Consider the following 18,415-nt stretch of genomic DNA (forward strand, 5'->3'; position numbering starts at 1 on the left):
CAGGGCGGCTATTCCGCGACGATCTTGTAGCCGCGTCCCGGCACCAGCGCGGCGCCCCGCTCCAGCCCGTTGAGGACGAGGAACCGGTCGAGCGCCCGGTCGGGCACCGCCATGCGGCGGGCAAGGTCCTCGGAGCTGGTCGAGGTCGCCTGGACCACCTGCAGCCGCAGAGGGCGCAGGACCGCCTCGTCGGGCGACACGGCGACCAGGGTCGCGGTCCAGCGGCGGAAGGCCGGGTCGGGATCGGTGGCGCCCTTGGCGGCCATGATCATCCGGTAGGTCGAGTCGCCGATCCGGATGGCCGCGAGGCGGAAGGTCCACTCCTTCCCCCGCGACAGCGCGAAGGCCGCGGGGTGGCCCGCGACGTCCCGGGTCTCGAAGCCGGCCGGGTCGAGGGCGTCGTTCCAGCTCGCCTTGAGCACCGCCTCGAGGGGCTGGCCGTCCTTGGCCTCGATCTGGTCGAACAGCAGGCGCCGGGCGCCGTCCGGGGTGGTCCCGAGCACCGCCGAGCGGGTGTTCTCCAGAGTGAAGCCCTCCGGCACCTCGAAGGCGATGCCGAGGCCGGGATGGATGAAGCGGTGCCCGCGCACCGCGCCGTCGCGCGGGTTGTCGCCGTAGGCGAGCCCGTCCACCGCCGCGAGGTAGGCGGCGCGGTCGTCGGTGCCGATGCCCGGCGCGCCGATGCGGCGTGCCGCGCGGGTGACCTGGGTGATGCGCTCGGCCGTGCCCGGATGGGTCGCCAGCATGTCGGGCGCGGCGGCGCTGCCGGCCTTCAGCCCCGTGGAGCGGTTGAGCGCGGCGAGGAAACGCCCGGCCGCGAACGGGTCGTAGCCGGCCTTGGCGAGGGTGCGCACGCCGGTGGCGTCCGCCTCCAGCTCCTGCTCGCGGGAGAACCGGGCGAGGGCGAAGCGCGACTGGCTCTGCAGCTGCGCGCCGGTATCGGGGTCGTTCAGCACGTCGGCCACGACGCGGCTGACGAGCGCCGAGCGCAGCTCGAGCTCGCTGCGGGCCGTGGCGTGGTTGAGGGTCACGTGGGCCATCTCGTGCGCCAGCACGGCGGCCACCTCGGAGGTGTCGCTCGCCAGGGCCACGAGGCCGCGGGTGACGTAGAGCCGCCCGTTCGGCAGCGCGAAGGCGTTGACCACCGGCGAGTCGAGGAGCGTCACCGTGTAGGCTTGGTCGGGCCGGTCGCTGGCCTTCACGAGGCGATCGGTCACCTCGGTCAGCATCCGCGTGACGTTGGGGGCGCGGGCCTCGCCCCCGAAGGAGGCCACGAGCTTGAGGTGGTCGGCATCGGCGGCGCGCTCGCGGCCGGTGGTGCGCGGCGCCTCCGCGGGCACCCGCACCACGGCCGGCCGCACGGTTGCCTCGGTCTGGTCGGCGACGCAGGCGCCGAGCAGCAGGGCGAGGCCGCCCAACGCCGCCGCGCCGAGGGTGCGCCGCCCCGCCGCGCGGGTCCGCCCCGCGCTGATGTGCCCCGTGATCCCGCCCATCGCGATCAGCGCCGCAATCCCCGTTCCCCCTCCGGATCGGCCTCCGGCCGGTCCGTCTCCTCGAGCGTCTCGAGCCCGTCGAGGGCGACCTCCAGGGTCGGGCCGCGCCGGACCTCCAGGAGGCCGCGCACCCGCACGCGCCGGCCCTCGAGCGAGGCCGCACTCAAACCACGGGCGCGCATCATTCGCCAAGTGCGTTTCGATACCGTCACCGTGAGGCCGTCCGTGCCGCGGGCCGCGAAATCGAGATAGGTGCGCGCGCCGCGCTCGCCGACATGGCGGATTCGGCCCTCAGCGACGACGAAATGTCCGACCTTCTCCCGGAGCGCCGGGCCGTCCCCCGCCGCAGGGCGCGCCGCGCTCCAGAGGCCGAGCCCGCGCGCGCGGGCGGCCGCCTCCACGAGGCGCAGGCCGGGCCGGCAGAGCGAATCGGCCTCGTTCGCGTCCGCGTACGCGAGGCCGGCCCCGATGAGGCCGCCCGCCAGATCCGCGCCCGACAGATCCGCGCTCTCCGCGATGTCGCTCTCCGCGACCAGGAGGTCGGCCCGCGCGCGCTCCCACCGGTCGGGCTGCCCGCGGGGAACCACCGTGACCCGGGCGCCCCGCCGGGTCTCGAGCCAGGCCCGCGCGGCGGACGCGGCCTCCGGCGTGTCCGGCCAGCGCAGCGAGTCCAGCACCGCGCGGAGGCCCGAGACCATACGGATCTCCCCGCGGGGCCCGATTTCCGCCACCACCTCGTCGCGCGCCGGCCCGGTCGCGCACGCCGACGGCCCGGCGCCAGGCGCGGCGCGTGCCGGACAGGGCGGCGCCGCGGCGAGCGCCGCCGCCAACAAGATCGCCATCGAGGTCGCCAGCGGGCGTCCCCGCACGACCGCCGCGCGCCCGCGCATCGGTTCCCCCCGCGATCGCGGCCTCCGGCACCGCGCCGCCCCACCGGTCGCGGTTGGCCTCGGCCGGCGAGAATGCTATGGAGCGCCGGTCGTCTCCGTAGCTCAGCTGGACAGAGCACAGGTTTCCTAGAAGGTTCAATTGGGCGTCGCGCCGGGAAACCGCGCGACGGATCCGCTCAAAGTCGGGGAAAGCTTCCGGCATCGACGCGCCGCCGTCCGATGCTCTGCCGATCCCGAGCCAAGCCCGCGCGGCGCCCCGGCGTTCTGCGGGAAGGTGTAGAGACTAGACGGGCGGCACCTACCGGTTGGATGCAGTCCAGCCCACGGTGAAGGGATAGTCCAGGCCACGAACGCGGACCTTCGGGGCGCGGCGGCGAAAGCCGAAGTGGTATGAAACCTGGGGTCGCAGGTTCGAGCCCTGCCGGGGACACCAAGTTGTCTATTCTTGCAGATCTCCCGGCCGCAGAGCCATGAGCAAATCGTCCACCACGTCGAACGCCTGCCGGTGACAAGTACCGAGGGGCGCGCTAAGCTTTGCCGCCAGGATTCATGGCAGGGGGTGGACGAGCACTTCATGGCGGGCCAGAAGACCGATCAGCGCGACGTCTATGTCGGGCAACGCATCGCCGAGCAGCGCCGCAAGGCATCGCTCACACAGCGCCGCGTCGCGCAGAGCTTCGGTATGTCTGCAGCTCAGCTCCAGAAGTACGAGAAGGGAACCAACCGGATCAGCGCCGTCCATCTCGACATCTTCTCGCGCATGACCGGTGTGCCGATGGATTACTTCTTCAAAGGAATGCCCCGGAACGATGACTTCATCGCGCCGGGCTTCAGCGAGCGCGAGCAGTCGACCCTGTCGGAAGCCGGGCTGAAGGGGCTGGCGGAAGTCGTGGGCCGCCACATCACCGAGAACTTCTCCGAGGAGGCGCGCCGCGACGTGGCCGACGCCATCCGGGCCCTCGAGAGCAAGCTCGGCGGCTGAGGGCAGGGGTGAGCCCCGGGGCACTGCGCGATCGTTTTTCCGGTCGCTTCGTCCGGTATAGCGGATCCGTTCGTTCCTCCATCTTGACCGGCCCCCGGCCGGGTGCGAGAACCCCGGCCCCATGAAGGGTCAAACGCCGCGATCGCGACGGCGTACCTCTGCAGCCGAGGCCGTCCGATGCCGCGTTCCAACTACCTGTTCACCAGCGAGTCCGTGTCCGAGGGACACCCCGACAAGGTCTGCGACAGGATCTCGGACACCGTGGTCGACGCCTACCTCGCGGCGATGCCGGAGGCGCGGCTCGGCGTCGAGACACTCGCCACGACCAACCGCATCGTCATCGCCGGCGAGGTGCGCGGACCCGATTCGGTGACCTTCAAGGACCTCGAGGCCCTGACCCGCGAGGCCGTGAAGGACATCGGCTACGAGCAGTCCGGCTTCCACTGGAAGAACAACGACGTCGCGATCCACCTGCACGCCCAGTCGGCCGACATCGCCCAGGGCGTGGACGCGGCCGGCAACAAGGACGAGGGCGCGGGCGACCAGGGCATCATGTTCGGCTACGCCGCCGACGAGACGCCCGAGCTGATGCCGGCGCCGATCTTCTACGCCCACAAGATCCTCAAGGACCTCGCCGACGCCCGCAAGGCGAAGCAGGGCGACGCCGCCAAGCTCGGCCCCGACGCCAAGAGCCAGGTCACGGTCCGCTACGAGAACGGCCGCCCGGTCGAGGTGACCCAGATCGTGCTGTCGACCCAGCACCTCGACGAGTCCCTCGATTCCGCGGACGTCCGCGCCATCGTCGAGCCCTACATCCTGAAGGCGCTGCCGCAGGGCTGGGTCAACGAGGGCACGGTCTGGCACGTGAACCCGACCGGCAAGTTCGTGATCGGCGGCCCGGACGGCGACGCCGGCCTCACCGGCCGCAAGATCATCGTCGACACCTACGGCGGCGCGGCCCCGCACGGCGGCGGCGCGTTCTCCGGCAAGGACCCGACGAAGGTCGACCGCTCGGCGGCCTACGCGGCGCGCTACCTCGCCAAGAACGTGGTGGCCGCGGGCCTCGCCAGCCGCGCCACGATCCAGCTCGCCTACGCCATCGGCGTGTCGAAGCCGCTCTCGATCTACGTGGACCTGCACGGCACCGGCACGGTCGACGAGGCCAAGCTCGAGGCTGTGCTGATGGACGCCATGGACCTGTCGCCCCGCGGCATCCGCACGGCGCTCAGCCTGAACAAGCCGATCTACGCGCGCACCTCGGCCTACGGCCATTTCGGCCGCGCCCCCGAGGCCGACGGCGGCTTCTCGTGGGAGCGCACCGACCTCGCCGGCAAGCTGAAGTCGGCGCTGGCCTGAGGGCGGCTTCCGCTCGGCCCCGGGCCGACGCGCGGGCCGGAGATCGGCGGCGCGCCGGGGTGACGTGAAGGCGGTGCGGGCGGTGCTTTGAGCGCCGCCCGGTCCCGGACGCTCCGCGGCCCGCGATCCCGTCCGGGCGCTGGCGGCGCGGTGCGTTAGGCGCCGCGGCGTCCGCGCGGGTGCCGCGCCACCCGATCGTGCCGCGTCGTGGCGTGCCGGGCGTGCTGTCCCGGATGGCATCCCACCGACGCGCCCCGTCTCCGGTCGTGACCCGGGACGCGTCCCATCTCCGAGGTAGACTGAGCCGGTGGACACTGACGCCCCTGGACGCTCCGACCACCCGGTCGAGGAGCCGGAGCGCGCCTTCTTCGGGCGCCGCAAGGGCAAGCGCCTGCGCGGGCAGCAGGAGCGCCGGCTCGCCGAGCTGCTGCCGAGCCTGCGGGTCGACCTGCCGCCGGGCGACGCGATCCTCGATCCGCGCGCGCTGTTCCCCGCCATGCCGGCGCCGCCGGAGGCGCTGTGGCTGGAGATCGGCTTCGGCGGCGGCGAGCACCTCGCCGCCCAGGCGGCCGCGCATCCGGCCGTCGGCATCATCGGCGCCGAGCCCTTCGTCAACGGCGTGGTCAAGCTGCTGGCGGCGATCGAGGCGCGTGCGCTGCGCAACGTCCGCATCCGCGACGAGGACGTGACCGCCCTGCTGGCGCGCCTGCCGGATGCCTGCCTCGACCGGGTCTACCTGCTCTATCCCGATCCCTGGCCCAAGCGGCGGCAGCGCAAGCGCCGGTTCGTCTCCGACGCGTCGCTCGCCGAGATCGGCCGGGTCCTGAAGGACGGCGGCCTGTTCCGCTTCGCCAGCGACATCGACGACTATGCCGGCTGGACGCTCGTCCGGGCCGCGCGGTGCCCGGTCCTCGCCTGGACGGCGCGCGACGCGCGGGACTGGACGCGGCCGTTCCCGGGCTGGCCCGGCACGCGCTACGAGGCCAAGGCGCTGGCAGCGGGCCGCCGGCCCACCTATCTGGAATTCGCCCGCCGCCCCCGCTGAGAGCCCCTGCGGTCGGGTCGCGCGGGTGCCCGGTCGCCGCAGGCGGAGCGGAACGCCTTGCCACAGTCACGCTCGGGCGCCATCCTCAGGGCCCGCCGCGGTCCGGGATCGTGGCGGGAGGGGGCTCATCTCCGGCGGGAGCGCGCCACGGCGCGTTCGAGGATTCTTCCGAGTGAATGAGAGGGTGGGTCAGGACCCGGCGGCGGAGGACCCGTTGCGCGCCGGCTTCGACGAGGCCGCGATCGGCCTCGCCGTGCTGTCGGCGGACGAGGCGGGGATCGTCGCCGCCAACCGGGCCCTGCACGATCTCGCCGGCTGGCCGCCCGGCACCCTGCCCGGGCGCGCGGCCGCCGAACTCCTGGGCGAGGGGCCGGAGGGGCTCCGGGACGGTCTCCAGGTCTGGCGCCGGGCGGACGGCACGCCCCTCGACGTGCGGGTCCGGCGCGCGGGCCGGACCCTGGCGGTCGAGACGGTCGACGTGGACGCGGCGGCCCATTCCGAGGCGAACCGCGAGGCCCTCGCGGCCGCCGGGCTCGGGGAATGGCGCTGGGACCGCGCGACCGGCCTCCTCACCCTGTCGCGCCGCGCCGCCCGCATCCTCGGGCGCCCGCCGGGCCGTTCCGTCTCGTGGGAGGAGCTGAAGACCGGCCTGTCGCCGGCGGAGCTCGCGCGCCTGAGCGCGCTGATCGGCGAGGCCGACGGGACCGACGAGCCCTACCAGTTCGACACGGCCACGACGGTGGCCGGGCGGACCGTGATCCTGCGGGTGCGGGGGCAGGCCGTGCCGGGCCCCGACGGCGCGCCGATCGGCATGGTCGGCGTCCTCCAGGACATCACCACGCGGGTCGAGGCCCGGGACGAGATCCTGTCCCGCGATCAGCGCCTGCGGGTCGCCACCACGGTCGCCCGGCTCGGCATCTTCGAGTGGCACATGCTCGAGGACCAGGCGATCTGGGAGAATGAGCACATGTACGAGATCTTCGGGCACGCGCCCGAGGACGGGACGATCGGCAAGACCGAGTTTCTCAACGACATCCTCCACCCGGACGACCGCCCCGCGGTCCGGCGGGCGATCTCCAAGGCGCTGCGGGAGGACGGGGACCTGCACATCAGCGGCCGGATCCGGCGCAAGTCCGACGGCGTGTGGCGCACGATCGACATGGCCGGCCGGTTCGAGCGCGACGCCCCCGGCCGCCTGCCGCGCCGCCTGATCGGCGTCGTCGCGGACGTGACCGACCGTCGGGTCGCGGAGGAGCGCCAGAGCCTGCTGATCCGCGAGCTGCACCACCGGGTGAAGAACACGCTGGCGACCGTCCAGGCCATCGTGGGCTCCACCGCGCGGACGGCGTCCAGCATCGAGAGCTTCTACGAGGCCTTCGTCGGGCGGATCAAATCCCTGGCGCACACGCACTCGGTGCTCACCGAGGACACGTGGCAGACGGCGTCGATCGCCAATCTCCTGCGCAACGAGCTGAAGCCCTACGCGGAGGTGGCCCCGGACGGCGCCGCCGAGGGGCGCATCAGCCTCGACGGGCCGGCGATCGACCTGCCCTCCGAGATCGCGGTGCCGATCGGCATGGCGATCCACGAGCTGACCACCAACGCGGCGAAGTACGGGGCCCTGTCGAACCGCACCGGCCGGGTGGCGGTGGAATGGTCCCTGGAGCCCGGCGGCCCGGCCGGGATCCTGCGGTTCTCCTGGCGCGAGACCGGCGGGCCGCCGGTCGCGCCGCCGAGCCGCCAGGGCTTCGGCTCGCGCCTGCTGCAGCGGGTCCTGATCACCCAGGTCCAGGCCGAGGTGACCACCGACTACGCCCCCGGGGGCTTCTCCCTGACCATGCGGGCCCCGATCCCGCCGCGCAACGACAGCCTCAACCCGCTGGTGTGACGCCGCGGCCGTCCCCGGGGCGGGTTCAGGCCGCGCCGCGGGTCCCGGACTCGCCGCCGCCGTCCACGAAGGCCTTCAGCTCGTCGAGGGACGCGAAGGTGAAGCGGCCCTGCGGCGTCTCCGCCTCGATCGAGCCGTCCTCGAACATCACGTAGGTGTTGCCGCCGGAGGCGTAGCGCCCCACGACGGTGCGCGGGGCGGCCGGCGGGGCCGGCTCCGGCTCGGGGGGCGTGTCGAGGCTCGGGCGCAGGGCCGGCGCCTCGTCCGCGGCCGTCGTCCCGGGCTCCCCGCGGGGCTCCTCCCGCGGCTCCTCCCGGAGGGGCGGCTCGGGGGCGGCGAACAGGTCGTCCTCGGGCGCGATCGCGCGCTCGCTCGGCGCGTCCGGCTCGGGTCGGCGGTCCGCCTCCGGGACGCGGACGGGCGGGACCACGGGCGCCGGCTCGGCCGGAACCGGCTTCGGGGTCTCGACCGCGCCGGGTTCCGGGAAGGGGGCGCGGGCCTCGTCGGCCCGGAGCTCCAGGCTCGGCTCGATCCGGGGCCGCTCGGGATCGAAGGCCGGCTCGACCACCGACGGAACGATGAAGGCGGGCGCCGCCGGCAGGACCGGCGGCAGCCGGGTCCGGGCCTCGTCGACGGGGGCCGGTGCCGGTGCCGCGGCGGGGGCCGGCCGCGCGCCGGCCGCCGGGGCGCGCCCGAGCGCGCGCTCCACCCGCCGGAAGCCGAGCGCCACGACGCCGAGGCCGAGGAGCACCGCGCCCGACGAGGCCGCGACCGACCCCGCGATCACCATCGCGAGCCCGCTCTCCAGACGCACGTACGGGAAGCCCTGGATCACGGCGGCGCAGCCCCCGATGATCATGGCGGCGGCGAGCGCGAACAGCGCAGCGATCATGGTACTCTCTGACACGGGCCGGCTGACGGCCGGCGCTCAAGGCGTGCCGCACAGTAAGGCCTAGCCGTCATATTGCAAAACTCGGGACCGAGATGCCGGGGAAACCGGAATAGTCCGGATCTGCGCCGGCTATCTCCGGGCCGGCCGAGCCGCCGCGTGCCGGCGATCTGCGGAACTTCCCGCGCCGCCGTGGCGGAACGGCGTTGCCGTCCCGCGGCCACCGACTTACCTAGCGGGCTCTCGACTCGGGAGCCCCCGCCGGGGACGAGGCCGCCCCCTGCTTAGCGGAGATAGACGCGATGACCTTCACCCTGCCGGAACTGCCCTACGCCTACGACGCGCTGGGGCCGTACATGTCGAAGGAGACCCTCGAGTTCCACCACGACAAGCACCACAAGGCCTACGTCGACACGGGCAACAAGCTGCTTGAGGGCACGGATCTCCAGGGCAAGAGCGTCGAGGAGATCGTCAAGGCCGCCTACAACACGAATCAGCCGCTCTTCAACAACGCCGGCCAGCACTACAACCACATCCACTTCTGGCAGTGGATGAAGCCGAACGGCGGCGGCGCGATCCCGGGCGCGCTGGCCAAGAAGATCGACGAGGATCTCGGCGGCGCCGAGAAGTTCAAGGCGGACTTCATCCAGGCGGGCGTCGGCCAGTTCGGCTCGGGCTGGGCGTGGCTCGCCGTCAAGGACGGCAAGCTCGCGATCATGAAGACCCCGAACGGCGAGAACCCGCTGGTCCACGGCGCCAAGCCGATCCTCGGCGTCGACGTGTGGGAGCACTCCTACTACATCGACTACCGCAACCGCCGTCCCGACTACCTGAAGGCGTTCATCGAGAACCTCGTGAACTGGGAGCACGTGGAGAAGATGTACGCCGAGGCGACCCGCTGAGGCGTATCGCCGGTGCCGCGGATCCTGTGTCCGCGGCACCCTTGAGGTGGCGCACGAAACCGGCTCTTGATGCGCGCGACGCCGGCTGACCCGGTGCAGATGGGGCCGGCCATTTCCTCTCGATCGACACGCGCGACGCTTCGACCGTGCTCCCGCCCGCCCCCGTTGCGGGGGGAGGTGGTGGGCGAGCGCCCCAACCCATGATCCGCTCGATCCTGTCGGTTGGCGGCTGGACCCTGGTCTCCCGCGTCACCGGCTTCGCCCGCGACGTGGTCATGGCCGCCGTGATGGGCGCCGGGCCGCTGGCGGACGCCTTCGTGGTCGCCTTCCGGCTCCCGAACCATTTCCGCGCGATCTTCGGCGAGGGCGCGTTCAACACCGCCTTCGTGCCGGCCTATGCCGGGCTCGCGGAGGCCGGCGAGCCCGGGGCGGCGCACCGCTTCGCCGACCGCGTCTTCACCCTGATGCTGATCGTGCAGCTCGTGCTGCTCAATCTCGCCCTGCCGGCCATGCCCTGGGTGGTCCACGCCCTGGCGCCGGGCTTCGCCGAGGACGGCGAGCGCTTCCAGCTCGCCGTGGCGCTGACCCGCATCACCTTCCCGTACCTGCTGTTCATGACGCTGGTGACGCTGCTGTCGGGCATCCTGAACGCCCACCGGCACTTCGCCGTGGCGGCGGGCGCCCCGGTCCTGCTCAATCTCGCCATGCTGGCGGCCCTGGGGTTGAGCTTCCTGTTCCCGAACGCGGCCTACGCCGCCGCCTGGGGCGTCGCGGTCTCGGGCGTGCTCCAGTTCGGGCTGCTGTGGTGGGGCTGCCGCCGCGTCCGCGTGATGCCGGACCTCGCGGTGCCGCGCCTCGATCCCGCGCTCAAGCGCTTCTTCGTCGTGCTCGGGCCGGCGGTGATCGGCTCGGCCGGCTTCCAGATCGCGGCCTTCGCCGACACGATCATCGCGAGCTGGCTGCCCACCGGGGCGGTCTCGGCGCTCTACTACGCCGACCGGCTCTACCAGCTGCCCTTCGGCGTCATCGCCATCGCGGCCGGCACCGTGCTGCTGCCCGAGATGAGCCGCCGGATCGCGGCCGGCGACGTCGCCGGCGCCCACGCGGCCCAGAACCGGGCCGCGGGCTTCTCCCTGGCCCTCTCGGCGCCGTTCACCGTGGCGTTCCTGACCATCCCGGGCCTGATCATGGCGGCGCTGTTCCAGCGCGGCGCCTTCAGCGCCGAGGACGCGGCGCGGGCGGCCTCGGTGCTGGCGGCCTACGGCCTCGCGCTGCCGGCCGTCGTGCTGGTGCGCAGCGCCGTGGCGAGCTTCTACGCGCGCCAGGACACGAAGACGCCGCTCTGGGCCTCCCTGACCGCGATCGGCGTCAACGTCGCCCTGAAGCTGTGGCTCACCGGCCCCTACGGCGTCACCGGCCTCGCGCTCGCCACCGCGGTCGCCCAGTGGGTGAACCTGCTGCTGCTGCTCGTCCTGGCCAAGCGCCGGGACTGGACGGCGCCGGGGCGCACGCTCGGGCTCACCGTCGCGGGGGTGGCGCTGGCCTGCCTCGGGCTGGCGGCGGTCGCCGTCTACGGCCAGGGGCTCGTCCAGGCGCTGGTGCCGGCCCTGCCGCACGGGCGCGATCTCGTCGTCCTGGCGGTGCTGGGGCTCGTCGGGGCCCTGGTCTACGGCGGCCTGCTGGCGGGCCTGTTGCACCTGTTCGGCCTGCGCCTGCGCCGGGCCTGAGTGACCCGGCCGGGCTCGCCGCCGCGCGGGTCCGGCCCCAGATCGGGCGAGAGCACCCAGTGAGGACCGCCATGACCGACGCACCGAATCCCCTCGCGGGCGTGAAGGCCGCGGTGTTCGACGCCTACGGAACGCTGTTCGACGTGAACGCCGCGGTCCAGCGCTACGCCGAGGCGGTGGGTCCGGACGCCGCCCACCTCTCCGAGGTCTGGCGCAACAAGCAGCTCGAGTACAGCTGGACCCTGTCGCTCATGGGCCAGTACGCCGCCTTCTGGGACCTCACCGTGCGGGCCCTCGACTACGCCCTGGCGGTCCACTCGAACGTCGATCCCGGCCTGCGCGAGCGGCTCCTCGACGCCTACCGGGACCTCGAGGCCTACCCGGAGGTCCCGGGCGTGCTGGCGGCCCTGCGCAAGCGCGGCATCCGCACCGCCGTCCTCACCAACGGCAACGCCGCCATGGTCGACCGGGCGGTCGCCTCCGCGGGGCTGGCCGACCACCTCGACGCGGTCCTCTCGGTGGACGACGCGCAGGTGTTCAAGACCCATCCCGACGCCTACCGGATCGCCCTGACCCGGCTGGCGGTGGGGCAGGGCGACGTGCTGTTCTGCTCGTCGAACCGCTGGGACGTGGCGGGGGCGGGGGCCTTCGGGTTCCGGACCGCCTGGGTCAACCGCAGGGGCCTGCCCGACGAGTACGCGGATCTGGCGCCCACGACGGTGGTGGGATCTCTCGACGGGCTGCTCTGAAGGGGGATCTGCGGCAGCCGCGTCCGGCGCGGGAAGTGCCCATTCCGTCCTTGCGAGCGCAGCGAAGCAATCCAGGGACACGGCTACTTCCGGGCAAAGCGCGCTGCCCTGGGTTGCTTCGCTGCGCTCGCAAGGACGGCAGCGCCTCACCTCAGGCCGGAGCGACCGCGGGCCGCCTTATCCGGCACACAATTCAATTGGCCCACTTCGCGGATTCTTAATCCTCCCGGTGTTGGATCATCCTCAACACGAACGGGAGATGTTTCGCGTGTCCTTGAACGGTTCCTTCACGACGATCCGCGCTGGGGCCGCAGCCCTCGCGGTCACCCTGGTGCTCGGGGCGGTCGCCCCGGCCACCGCCCGCGACCAGACCGGCGCCATCGTCGGCGGCCTCGCGGCCGGCGTCGTCGGCGGCATGGTCGGCAGCGCGCTCGTCAACGGCGCGAACCAGCCGCCCCCGCCGCCGCCGGAGTACCGCCCGCGCCGGGTCGTGGTCGAGGAGCCCGAGACCATCGTGGTGCGCGAGCGCCGCGGCCCGATCTGCCACTACGAGCGCCGCAAGGAGTGGCTCGGCGACGGCGAGTTCACCTACCGCCGCGTCGAGGTCTGCGAGTAAACCGCGTCCGCGGTTATCGGATCGGCGCCGCGTCCCCCGGGGGCGCGGCGCGTCTCATTTCACGACCAGCCAGTCCTCGACCACGAGGGCGTCGAGGCCGGTGGTGTAGAACATCAGGATCGCGTCCTCCGCGCCGTGGAGGATCGGCTTGCCCATCACGTTGAAGCTCGTGTTGAGCAGGATCGGCACGCCGGTGATCGCCGCGAAGGCGCCGATCAGGGCCGCGTAGGCCGGGTTGCGCGCCGCCGTGACGCTCTGGAGCCGGCCGGTGCCGTCTTCGTGCACCACCGCCGGCACCCGGGCGCGGACCGCCTCGCGCCAGACCAGGGTCCGCTCCATGTAGGGGCTGTCGGCGTAATCCTCGAACCAGTCCGGCCCGGCCTCCGCCAGGATCGACGGCGCGAACGGCCGGAACGCCTCCCGGTACTTCACCTTGGCGTTGAGCGCGTCCTTGGCGCCCTCTGGCCGCGGATCGGCCAGGATCGACCGGTTGCCGAGCGCCCGGGGCCCGAACTCCGCCCGGCCCTGCACCCAGCCGACGAGGCCGCCCTCGGCCAGGATCCGCGCCGCCGCGCGGGTCGCCTCCGCGTGGCCGACGCGCCGAGCGCGGGGCTCCTGCTCGGCGAGCCGCTCCATCGGCGCCGTGGAGACCCGCGAGCCGAGATAGGGCGTGAGCGGCCGGGCGGCGGGCGGCGGCCCGGCCCAGTCCGGATGGTCCTCCGCGTAGGCGAGCCACGCCGCGCCGACCGCATTGCCGTCGTCCGCCGGGGCCGAGGGCACGTGCAGCCGGGTGAAGCCGGACCGGCCGAGCACCCGGCCGTTGTAGGAGGAGTTCAGCCCGCAGCCGCCGGCGATCACGAGGTTCTCGGACGGCGCCAGCGCGTGGGCCTCCGCCACCAGCGCGTCCATCAGCGTCGCGAACAGGTCCTGGCCGCAGCGGGCGAGGTCGGGCCAGCCGTTCTCCAGGGCATCGGCGGGGCGGCGGGCGCGGATCTCCGCGGCGACCGCCCGGATCGTCTCCGCGTCGGCGTAGCGCAGGCGGTGGCCCTCGACCGTGCAGAGCCGGCCGAGCAGGGCGGCGAGGTCCGGGTCGGGCCGGCCGTAGGGGGCGAGCCCCATGATCTTCCACTCCTCGCCCTTCACCTGATCGAAGCCGGCGAGGTCGGTGATCAGCCCGTACAGGAAGCCCAGCGAGCCGCGCCCGCGGTGGCGGCGCAGCTCCGTGATCCGGCCGCCCTCCAGGCGGTAGATCGCCGCCGCACCGGTCTCGCCCATGCCGTCGACCACCAGGGCGGTGGCCGTCTCGAAGGGGCTGCCCCAGAGGCCGTAGGCGGCGTGGCACAGGTGGTGCGGGTAGCGCCGCTGCCCGGCGATCGTCGCCCGGGGCGCCGCGCCGCTGATCCGCGCCTCCTGGTTCAGGGCCAGCAGGGTGCCGTGGCCGGCCCGCTCCTGCGCGCCGTGGAGGTCGGCGATGAACACCCGCTCGGCCTGCTCGGGCACGAAGGAGCGGTTGAGCGCCGTGGTGTGGGCGGCGAGCGCCATCAGGTCGAAGGCCCCGGCACCGGCCTGGCCGCGCAGGAAGTCGGTGAATTGCGGGCCCCAGGTCGAGGCGACGACGAGTTCCGAGCCCGGCGGGACGTGCGCCTTCAGCAGTGCGGCCATCTGCGACGGGGCGTCCGGCTCGCAGTTCGGCGCGCGCTTGTACTGCAGGGCGCGCTCCGCCGCCTCGGCGAAGAGCAGGGTGCCGTCGGGCCCGACCAGGGCGAGGGCCGGGTCGTGGAAGGTGGTGGCGAGGCCGAGATAGAAGCGCATGCCCACGGGGGGTAGCGCATTTTCGCGCCGGACGGAGCCCGGCACGTGGAAGAGGTGCCGTCCTTGCGCCGCCGTCCTTGCGCCGCCGTCATTGCGAGCGGAGCGAAGCAATCTAGACGGCGCCACGCTTCCCGATGTTCCGCTGCACTGGGTTACTTCGCTGCGCTCGCAATGACGAAGCGCGCCGCCCGCTAGTGCGGGGCGACGCGGCGCTTCGCGACGAGGAGGATCGCCGCGCCGGCGAGTCCCGACAGGGCCGAGCCCGCGAGCACGCCGAGCTTCACGGCGGTCTCGTGCTGCGGGTCCGGGAAGGCGAGGCCGCCGATGAACAGGCTCATGGTGAAGCCGATGCCGCACAGGACCGCGACCCCGTAGACCTGCCCCCAGCCGGCCCCGGCCGGGCGCTTGGCCCATCCCAGCGCCACGGCCAGCCGCAGGCTCGCGAACACGCCGGCCTGCTTGCCGAGGAACAGGCCCGCCGCGATGCCGAGCGTCACCGGCTGGAGCAGGGCCTCGGGGGTGAGGCCGGAGAGGTCCACGCCGGCATTGGCGAAGCCGAAGACCGGGACCACCCCGTAGGTGATCCAGGGGGCGAGGGCGTGCTCTAGCCGGTGCAGGGGCGAGTGCGCGTCCTCCGGCCGGCCCGGGCTGACCCGGATCGGGATCGTGAGCGCGAGCAGCACGCCCGCGATCGTCGCGTGGATCCCGGAGCGGAGCACGAGGACCCACAGCACGAGGCCGAGGAGCCCGTAGGCCGGGAGCCACCCGATCCCCGCCCGGTTGAGGCCGTAGAGGGCGGCCAGCACCAGGGCGGCGAGCCCCAGCATGGTGAGGTCGAGGCCGGAGCTGTAGAACAGCGCGATTACCACCACGGCGCCGAGGTCGTCGACGATGGCGACCGCGCTGAGGAAGATCTTGAGGGAGACCGGCACCCGCGACCCGAGGAGCGCCAGGACGCCCAGCGCGAAGGCGATGTCGGTGGCGGCCGGGATCGCCCAGCCCCGCAGGGTGCCGGCCCCGAGATTGGTGAGCGCGTAGAATGCGGCCGGGACCGCCATGCCGCCGAGCGCGGCGAAGCCCGGCAGGACCCGGTCGGGCCAGGTCCGCAGCCGCCCGTCGAGGGCCTCGCGCTTGATCTCCAGGCCGACCAGCAGGAAGAACCCGGCCATCAGGCCGTCGTTGATCCAGTGCTGCACGCTCATCGGGCCGAGTTCGGCGTGGAGGGCGTGCGCGTAGGTGTCCGCGAGCGGCCCGTTGGCGACGACCAGCGCCAGGGCCGCCGCCGCCATCAGGATCAGCCCGCCCGCCGCCTCGCCGGCGAGCAGCGTGCGGATGATCGAGAGGGGGCGGGGCCTCCGCCTCGGAGGGGCGCGGTCAGGTGCGGGCGAGGTCATCGCGACACGCCTTGCCGCGCATCGGAGACGCGCGCAACCGCGCGGCCGCGACCGTTACGACGTCCGCCCCAGGGCCGCGCGGATCAGCGCCAGCCCGTCCGCGCTCGACCACGCGGCCGGCCCCTTCATCACCCCGATCGTGCAGCCCTGCGCGTCGACCAGCATCGTGGTCGGCAGGCCGGGCGATTGCGTGTCGCGCTGGAGGATCGGCAGCACGCGGCCGCCGGGATCGGCGTAGAAGGCGAGGTCGTGGATGCCCGCCTGCTTCAGCCATTCCGACGGCTTCTCGAGGTTGCGCGTGTCGACGTTGATGGCGACGACCTGGAAGTCGGGCCCGCCGAGCTGCGCCTGGAGCCGGTCAAGGGCCGGCATCTCGGCCTTGCAGGGCGCGCACCACGTCGCCCAGAGATTCACGAGGAGCAGCCGGCCCCTGAGGTCGGCGAGGCCGGTCTCGGCGCCGTCCGGCCCCTTGAACCGGATGTCCGGCGCGGGCCGGGCCTGCGGCGGGGCCTGCATGGCGGCGACCTCGCCCTTCGCGGCCGCATCGACCCGGGCGAGCGCCGGCTTGGCGGCGGCGCAGGGCTGAAGGGCGCCGCCCGTGTTGCCGGGCAGGAGACCGCTCCCGTATAGGGCGAGGCCGAGGACGGCGAGCGCGGCGACGCCCGCGCCGGCCAGGATGGGCGTGCGGCCGGGCATCAGGCTCGGGCCTCGGGACGGTCAGGGCGCGGAAGGATCGACATGAGCAACCGGATGTGGGGCGGCCGCTTCGCGAGCGGCCCGGCGGAGATCATGGAGGAGATCAACGCCTCCATCGGGTTCGACAAGCGCCTCGCGCCCCAGGATATCCGCGGCTCGCTGGCGCATGTGGCGATGCTGGGCCAAGCCGGCATCCTGCCGGCGGAGGATGTGGCCGCGATCGAGGCCGGGCTCAAGTCCGTGCGCGACGAGATCGAGGGTGGAAGCTTCGCGTTCAAGCGCGAGCTCGAGGACATCCACATGTCCGTGGAGAGCCGGCTGACCGAGATCGTCGGCCCGGCCGCCGGGCGCCTGCACACGGCGCGCTCGCGCAACGACCAGGTCGCCACCGACATGAAGCTCTGGGTGCGCGACACCCTCGATTCCCTCGACCAGCAGGCCGCCGACCTGCAGCGCGCCCTCAGCCAGGCGGCGCTGAAGCACGCCGGCACCGTGATGCCGGGCTTCACCCATCTCCAGTCGGCCCAGCCGGTGACCTTCGGCCATCACTGCCTCGCCTATGTCGAGATGCTGGCCCGCGACCGGGGCCGGTTCCGCGACGCCCGGGCGCGGCTCAACGAGTGCCCGCTCGGCGCCGCCGCGCTCGCCGGAACGTCCTTCCCGATCGACCGGCACGCCACGGCGGCGGCCCTCGGCTTCGACCGGCCGACCGCCAACTCCCTCGACTCGGTCGCCGACCGCGACTTCGCCCTGGAGGCGCTGGCGGCGGCCTCGATCTGCGCCGTGCACCTGTCGCGCTTCGCCGAGGAGCTGGTGGTCTGGACCTCGGCCCAGTTCAACTTCGTGCGGCTGTCGGACGGGTTCACGACCGGCTCGTCGATCATGCCGCAGAAGCGCAACCCCGACGCCGCCGAGCTGGTGCGCGCGAAGAGCGGCCGGATCATCGGCGCGCTGACCGGCCTGCTCATCGTCATGAAGGGCCTGCCGCTCGCCTACTCGAAGGACATGCAGGAGGACAAGGAGGGCACGTTCGACGCGCTCCAGGCCCTGTCCCTGTGCCTCGCCGCCATGACCGGCATGGTGAAGGACCTGGAGCCCAACGCCGAGGTGCTCGGCCGAGCCGCCGGCTCCGGCTACGCCACCGCCACCGACCTCGCCGACTGGCTGGTGCGCGAGCTCGGGCTGCCGTTCCGTCAGGCACACCACGTCACCGGCCGCCTCGTCGGCGCGGCCTCCGCCAAGGGCGTCGGGCTCGAAGAGCTGTCGCTGCCCGAGATGCAGGAGGCGGAGCCGCGGATCACCGAGGCGGTCTACGCGGTGCTGGGCGTCGAGAACTCGGTGGCGAGCCGCACCAGCTACGGCGGCACCGCGCCCGACAACGTCCGGCGCCAGGCGCAGGCCTGGATCGAGCGGCTGGGCTGAGCCGTCGCGACCGGCGCCGGCTGGCGCCGGCTGGCGCTTCGCGCCGCTAGCCCCTGAGGGTTGCCGGGGGCCTGCGGCCCGCCGCTCCGACCGTGGGGTGGCCCCCCGGTCGCCTCGGATCGGGTAACGGGCCCCCGCTCATCCACAGGACCGCTCAAAATTGTGCATTGCAACCCTCGGCCCGCCCGCGCGTTCACCGTCTGGCTAAGTCCGCTCAGCTACAAGCTTCGCCGTCTGGATCGGAGTTCGCAGGATGCCTGTCGAGAGTTGGCTGAACACGGAGGAGGTGCCGGATTTCGCGGCGCACGCCACGGCGATGATCGACGCCGCCCTGACCGGTTCGGGCCTGACGCGCGAGTCCTACTGGGCCGCCGTGCGCAAGGGCTACAACACCCCCTACAACGATCCGCCCCGCAAGGCCGCTCCGCCGGTCCGGCCGAACGCGATCGCGGTGCCCGCCGGCCCGGCGGTCGAGGCGCTGCCGGTCCCGGCCGGCGTCATCGCGGCCCGGGCGACGGAAGCCCGCGCCGTCTGATTGTCGACGGATCCCGCCT

16 protein-coding genes are annotated in these 18,415 nt (G+C 73.4%); 10 read left to right on the forward strand and 6 right to left on the reverse strand.

Features of this window, described 5'->3' with window-relative positions:
• Nucleotides 1–8: 8 nt before the first annotated feature.
• On the reverse strand, nucleotides 9–1,493 hold the full coding sequence (locus BMY19_RS21675; RefSeq protein WP_100252900.1) for a M48 family metalloprotease: 1,485 nt from the start codon (nucleotides 1,491–1,493) through the stop codon (nucleotides 9–11).
• A gap of 5 nt (nucleotides 1,494–1,498) precedes the next feature.
• Nucleotides 1,499–2,191 (reverse strand): thermonuclease family protein, encoded by a 693-nt coding sequence (locus BMY19_RS21680; protein WP_244534973.1) that lies wholly within the window; start codon nucleotides 2,189–2,191, stop codon nucleotides 1,499–1,501.
• 766 nt (nucleotides 2,192–2,957) lie between these two features.
• On the opposite strand from BMY19_RS21680, the gene BMY19_RS21685 reads away from it, so the two are divergent.
• From BMY19_RS21685 to BMY19_RS21700, 4 genes are all read left to right on the forward strand, one after another.
• A complete protein-coding gene (locus BMY19_RS21685) occupies nucleotides 2,958–3,365 on the forward strand; it encodes a helix-turn-helix domain-containing protein (protein WP_012321411.1) in 408 nt (135 codons plus the stop codon).
• Nucleotides 3,366–3,542: 177 nt separating this feature from the next.
• On the forward strand, nucleotides 3,543–4,721 hold the full coding sequence (gene metK, locus BMY19_RS21690; RefSeq protein ID WP_020091324.1) for a methionine adenosyltransferase: 1,179 nt from the start codon (nucleotides 3,543–3,545) through the stop codon (nucleotides 4,719–4,721).
• Nucleotides 4,722–5,028: 307 nt separating this feature from the next.
• Nucleotides 5,029–5,766, forward strand: coding sequence for a tRNA (guanine(46)-N(7))-methyltransferase TrmB (locus BMY19_RS21695; RefSeq protein ID WP_020091323.1), 738 nt, complete (start codon nucleotides 5,029–5,031; stop codon nucleotides 5,764–5,766).
• Nucleotides 5,767–5,938: 172 nt separating this feature from the next.
• Nucleotides 5,939–7,654, forward strand: a complete 1,716-nt coding sequence (locus tag BMY19_RS21700) for a sensor histidine kinase (RefSeq protein ID WP_100252902.1) — start codon at nucleotides 5,939–5,941, stop codon at nucleotides 7,652–7,654.
• Between the two features lie 25 nt (nucleotides 7,655–7,679).
• Here the strand turns inward: BMY19_RS21700 and BMY19_RS21705 are convergent, their stop codons facing one another.
• On the reverse strand, nucleotides 7,680–8,546 hold the full coding sequence (locus tag BMY19_RS21705) for a hypothetical protein (RefSeq protein WP_100252903.1): 867 nt from the start codon (nucleotides 8,544–8,546) through the stop codon (nucleotides 7,680–7,682).
• 299 nt (nucleotides 8,547–8,845) lie between these two features.
• Here BMY19_RS21705 and BMY19_RS21710 point away from each other — a divergent pair, with 299 nt between their 5' ends.
• The 4 genes from BMY19_RS21710 (at nucleotide 8,846) to BMY19_RS21725 (ending at nucleotide 12,537) form a co-directional block, all read left to right on the forward strand.
• Nucleotides 8,846–9,445, forward strand: a complete 600-nt coding sequence (locus BMY19_RS21710) for a superoxide dismutase (RefSeq protein WP_020091320.1) — start codon at nucleotides 8,846–8,848, stop codon at nucleotides 9,443–9,445.
• 200 nt (nucleotides 9,446–9,645) lie between these two features.
• Complete coding sequence (gene murJ, locus BMY19_RS21715) at nucleotides 9,646–11,172, forward strand: murein biosynthesis integral membrane protein MurJ (RefSeq protein ID WP_100252904.1); 1,527 nt, start codon at nucleotides 9,646–9,648, stop codon at nucleotides 11,170–11,172.
• 71 nt (nucleotides 11,173–11,243) lie between these two features.
• Entirely contained in the window at nucleotides 11,244–11,921 is a 678-nt protein-coding gene (locus BMY19_RS21720) for a haloacid dehalogenase type II (protein WP_100252905.1), read from the forward strand.
• 268 nt (nucleotides 11,922–12,189) lie between these two features.
• Complete coding sequence (locus BMY19_RS21725; protein WP_091676443.1) at nucleotides 12,190–12,537, forward strand: hypothetical protein; 348 nt, start codon at nucleotides 12,190–12,192, stop codon at nucleotides 12,535–12,537.
• Nucleotides 12,538–12,591: 54 nt separating this feature from the next.
• Here BMY19_RS21725 and BMY19_RS21730 read toward each other — a convergent pair whose 3' ends face one another.
• The 3 genes from BMY19_RS21730 to BMY19_RS21740 form a co-directional block, all read right to left on the reverse strand.
• Complete coding sequence (locus BMY19_RS21730) at nucleotides 12,592–14,349, reverse strand: carbamoyltransferase family protein (protein WP_100252906.1); 1,758 nt, start codon at nucleotides 14,347–14,349, stop codon at nucleotides 12,592–12,594.
• A 191-nt stretch (nucleotides 14,350–14,540) separates the two neighbouring features.
• Entirely contained in the window at nucleotides 14,541–15,743 is a 1,203-nt protein-coding gene (nhaA, locus tag BMY19_RS21735; protein ID WP_100252907.1) for a Na+/H+ antiporter NhaA, read from the reverse strand.
• Nucleotides 15,744–15,797: 54 nt separating this feature from the next.
• Complete coding sequence (locus tag BMY19_RS21740; protein WP_020091314.1) at nucleotides 15,798–16,439, reverse strand: thiol:disulfide interchange protein TlpA; 642 nt, start codon at nucleotides 16,437–16,439, stop codon at nucleotides 15,798–15,800.
• Nucleotides 16,440–16,481: 42 nt separating this feature from the next.
• Here BMY19_RS21740 and argH point away from each other — a divergent pair, with 42 nt between their 5' ends.
• Together argH and BMY19_RS21750 are read left to right on the forward strand one after the other, a co-directional pair.
• Nucleotides 16,482–17,861 carry an argininosuccinate lyase gene (argH, locus tag BMY19_RS21745; protein WP_091675547.1) on the forward strand — a complete coding sequence of 460 codons (1,380 nt, stop codon included), beginning with the start codon at nucleotides 16,482–16,484 and terminating at the stop codon, nucleotides 17,859–17,861.
• Nucleotides 17,862–18,114: 253 nt separating this feature from the next.
• Nucleotides 18,115–18,396 (forward strand): hypothetical protein, encoded by a 282-nt coding sequence (locus BMY19_RS21750; RefSeq protein ID WP_042673334.1) that lies wholly within the window; start codon nucleotides 18,115–18,117, stop codon nucleotides 18,394–18,396.
• Nucleotides 18,397–18,415: the final 19 nt, after the last annotated feature.

The sequence above is a fragment of the Methylobacterium sp. UNC300MFChir4.1 genome (assembly GCF_900110155.1).
In the GTDB taxonomy this organism is placed as follows: Bacteria; Pseudomonadota; Alphaproteobacteria; order Rhizobiales; family Beijerinckiaceae; genus Methylobacterium.